This is a genomic window from bacterium (genome assembly GCA_040755795.1).
GTDB lineage: Bacteria > UBA9089 > CG2-30-40-21 > CG2-30-40-21 > SBAY01 > JBFLXS01.
The window spans coordinates 1-3,566 of sequence record JBFLXS010000414.1; the positions used below are offsets into that span (position 1 = coordinate 1).

The 3,566-nt window shown below is 36.1% G+C and carries 5 protein-coding genes; 1 reads left to right on the forward strand and 4 read right to left on the reverse strand.

The features are described from left to right. From hemC to AB1414_17605, 3 genes are all read right to left on the reverse strand, one after another. Positions 1-491: hydroxymethylbilane synthase (hemC, locus tag AB1414_17595; GenBank protein MEW6609230.1), on the reverse strand; the 491-nt coding region annotated here is incomplete at its 3' end. A 489-nt stretch (positions 492-980) separates the two neighbouring features. Then, entirely contained in the window at positions 981-1,415 is a 435-nt protein-coding gene (locus tag AB1414_17600) for a hypothetical protein (GenBank protein MEW6609231.1), read from the reverse strand. A 429-nt stretch (positions 1,416-1,844) separates the two neighbouring features. Next, on the reverse strand, positions 1,845-2,420 hold the full coding sequence (locus AB1414_17605) for a DUF1640 domain-containing protein (GenBank protein ID MEW6609232.1): 576 nt from the start codon (positions 2,418-2,420) through the stop codon (positions 1,845-1,847). A 130-nt stretch (positions 2,421-2,550) separates the two neighbouring features. On the opposite strand from AB1414_17605, the gene AB1414_17610 reads away from it, so the two are divergent. Then, the gene (locus tag AB1414_17610; GenBank protein ID MEW6609233.1) at positions 2,551-2,673 is read left to right on the forward strand and encodes a four helix bundle protein; all 123 of its coding nucleotides are present in this window, start codon (positions 2,551-2,553) and stop codon (positions 2,671-2,673) included. 421 nt (positions 2,674-3,094) lie between these two features. Here AB1414_17610 and AB1414_17615 read toward each other — a convergent pair. Next, the coding region (locus AB1414_17615) for a hypothetical protein (GenBank protein ID MEW6609234.1) at positions 3,095-3,566 on the reverse strand (472 nt) is incomplete at its 5' end.

Genomic DNA, 3,566 nt, shown 5'->3' on the forward strand with positions numbered 1-3,566 from the left:
ACTATTGCATCTACAGAGTTTAATTTTTTTATTCTTGTATCTAAATTACCTCGTAAATCGACAATCTTTAAATCCTGACGATAATAAATAAGTTGTGCCTTTCTTCTTGGACTACTTGTGCCAATTATTGCTCCGGCTGGAAGCTCTTCTAATCGTTTATTATCATTAGAGATTAAAACATCTCTTGGGTCAAGCCGTTTAGTAATTGCCCCAATCATTAAGCCTGAAGGCAAATCAACAGGCACATCCTTCATCGAATGCACTGCCAGGTCAATTGCCCCTCTTAATAAAGCCTCTTCTAATTCCTTAATAAATAATCCCTTCCCCCCAACTTTAGACAATGGCACATCCGTTATTTTATCGCCTTTTGTCTTGATAATTTTAATACCTGTTTGGATTTGTGGGCATAATTTTTTAAGTTGTGTTACTATTTCCTTTGTCTGGGTTAATGCTAATGAACTACCTCTGGTGCCAATAATTATTTTTTTCATCTTATTTAGTTGTAGTTGAACAAGGGAACAAAAGAAGTAACTATTTACCCAAATGAAGTGCAAGGTAATCGGTAATCAGGTAATCGGTAATAACTACTTGATCTTTTCCCTTTACCGATAACCTGATGACCGATAACTGATTACCTGAATTTCACTTCAGATGGCTAAAATGTTACCAAAAGAAAATAGAGGGCTGGAGGGATGGAGTAATAGATTTAAAATCACCACTCCACCCCTCCAATACTCCCTATTCTTCGTAACCGTTCAGGTAATCCTTTACCGCAGAGACGCAGAGAAACAGAGAGGAAAATATTTTTTTTCGCGTTTTTCGGTGTTTAAAAAGGCTCAAAAACAGTTAGTCAAAAGTGTATTAAAAGATTAATAAACAACGAAAGACCCGAAATGCACAAAAAAAAGAAAATTTCTATCTCTGGTGAATAGATTTTAATTTTTTTCTCTGCGTCTCTGTGTCTCTGCGGTGAACGGTTACTATTCTTCCTTCTTTTCTGTTTCTAAACTTTTACCCCAGATAGCGCCAATCACTAAACAACCAACAACCATTGTTATCAGTGTATAAATCAAACACGGTAAAGGAAATCGCATCTTAGTCACACAGAAGTCGGTTAGCATACCTGGTAATGCAGTTGCTATCCAGAGTAATAGCCCAAAGATAACACCTTTGGAAATTGGTTTTTGGGTTGGAATCCCTTTGTAAAATACAGGGTAAATAGCCGCAAGTAACAACCCTTGAACCAGATTCATCACTGGTAATCCAATGGTAAAAAGTGGAGAATCCATTGGTCTAAAAAGTTGTGAACAGCAATCATACCAGTGGGCAAATATGCAACCATAGATTACCCCGCCTACGATTTGAGAAATAATCCCAAAGGCTAATCCGGCTACAAACCAGCGAACTACTTTCATCCTTTCTCACCTCCTTAAGAAAAAAGGTAACTATTCAGCCACAGATGGACACGGATGAAACACTGAAAATTCATAATCCGTATCCGTAATTAGGCTGAAGAGTTTTTTTTCTTCTGACTTTTATCTTCTATTCTTCTTGATTCTCTGCCAGTGTAGGAAATTTGGTGGTGTCTTAATCTAGCATAAAGGTTGAAATAGTGTCCGAAAAGGAGATATGGGGATTATGGAGATAGGGAGATAAATTCATTCTGAAATTTTGCAAAGGACAATGAATAATCTCCATATTTCCTTTTATCTCCTTATTCCCTTTTGGACACCAAATCTGCATAGATTTCACTATTAGAGTTATTTTCAGACACCACCCAATTTTTAATTATCAAAAATGAATCACTTTTCAATTGTCATTTGCCCCACTGCTCCTTTTGTGCATCATCTTTTAAAAAAGGCAAATAAGATAGCCATTATGGCACCAATCTGTCCAAGATAGAAGATAAACATCCATCTTATTATGCTGGAGTAAGTAGCCTTTAATTCAACCCTTACCTCTGAAATTCTTTCATTAACATTAGAGATCTCCTCAGTTATTTTTTTGTCAAGTTTAGCTGTTTCCTCAGTTATTCTTTTGTCAAGTTTAGCTGTTTCCTCAGTTATTCTTTTGTCAAATTTAGCTGTTTCCTCAGTTATTCTTTTGTCAAGTTTAGCTGTTTCTTCTGTTATTCTTTTGTCAAGTTTGACTTCAAGCATAGAAACTTCTTCTGTTATTCTTTTGTCAATCTTTGAGGTTTCTTGAGTGATTCTTGTTTCAAACTTTCCCTCAAGGATGGCAAGGTCAGACCTTACTCCACTAATCTCCTGAGAGAGTCTTCTTTCAAACTTTTCTGCTGATAAGGTAATAACATCCTCTTTTACCCTTTCCTCTGATTTGTTAAACACATCAATTAGAGAATCAATCCCATCTTCACCTAATTTTTCCCTTAATGGTTTTGGAATAGCAATAACTGGCATTTTTACACCTCCTGTCTTTAAGTTTTGTTCTAATTATACCAAATATCTCATCATTATGTCAATAAAATTTTAGGTAACTATTGACCCTCTAGGAAAGTAGGAGAGTAGGGAAGTAGGAAAGGGAAAGAAAATGAATGAGAAGTTAGATGATTTTAGACAACTTGTAGTATGGCAAAAAAGCCATCATTTAGTGATAAGAATATACGAAATAACCAAAAAATTTCAACCTGTGCAATTAGAAATAAAAGGATAATTGATTAAACAGATTACATTTTTTATTGTAAGCGGATTGAACGGATTGAGCGGATTTTTTTTTATTTCTTTTTCCGCTAAATCCGTTAAATCCGCTTACTAAATCCACCCGCTTACTATTACTTGATGTTCAAGTTTTTTAAAGGTATAAAGATTTAACCGCAAAGAGCGCAAAGGAAGATTTCGCAAAGGACGCAAAGGAAGGAAAATAAGGTGGTGAACAACCTATTGCTTTGTTAAGTTTGCTTTGCTATGTTTAGAAAGTTATCGGTTATCAGGTTATCGGTGAAGAAAAAGAAGTAGTTTTTTATCTCCGATTACCGATTACTGATTACCGATTACCCTGATTCCACTTCCGATGGCTAAAGTATTACTAATTTCAGGGTTATCTTCCTTAGTGTTCTTAATGCCTTAGTGTTTTTTTATTGTCTCGCTAACCTTACCACCTTATTTATCTCTTCCTTTGAAAGTCCGGTTATCTTGGCAATCACATCAATATTAAATCCCTCTGAATACATAGCTTTAGCATCCTCTACTGCTTTCCTATATTCACCTTGCTGTATCCCTTGCTGTATCCCTTGCTGTAATCCTTGTTGCATTCCTTGTTGTAATCCTTGTTGCATTCCTTGTTGCATTCCTTGTTGCATTCCCTGTTGCATTCCCTGTTGCATTCCTTGTTCTATCAATTTCATAGCGGTAGTCATTGTTGTTTCACCCCCTTTCTCGGAAATCTTCTTCACTGCCTCTACTACCTCTTCTACTCCTACCTCGGTGCTACTGTAAATATACCGAATAACCCCTTCCAAAAATTTTAGCCCTTTCTCCTCCTCGTAACACATCTGCCCTATCTCTAAAAAATCCCCGATATGCTCCCGCAATTTCCCCTCATTATAT

Coding starts and splice junctions, on each gene's coding strand:
- AB1414_17600 (MEW6609231.1), bottom strand. CDS start 1,415: ATGAAAGTAGTTCGCTGGTTTGTAGCCGGATTAGCCTTTGGGATTATT.
- AB1414_17605 (MEW6609232.1), bottom strand. CDS start 2,420: ATGCCAGTTATTGCTATTCCAAAACCATTAAGGGAAAAATTAGGTGAA.
- AB1414_17610 (MEW6609233.1), top strand. CDS start 2,551: ATGAATGAGAAGTTAGATGATTTTAGACAACTTGTAGTATGGCAAAAA.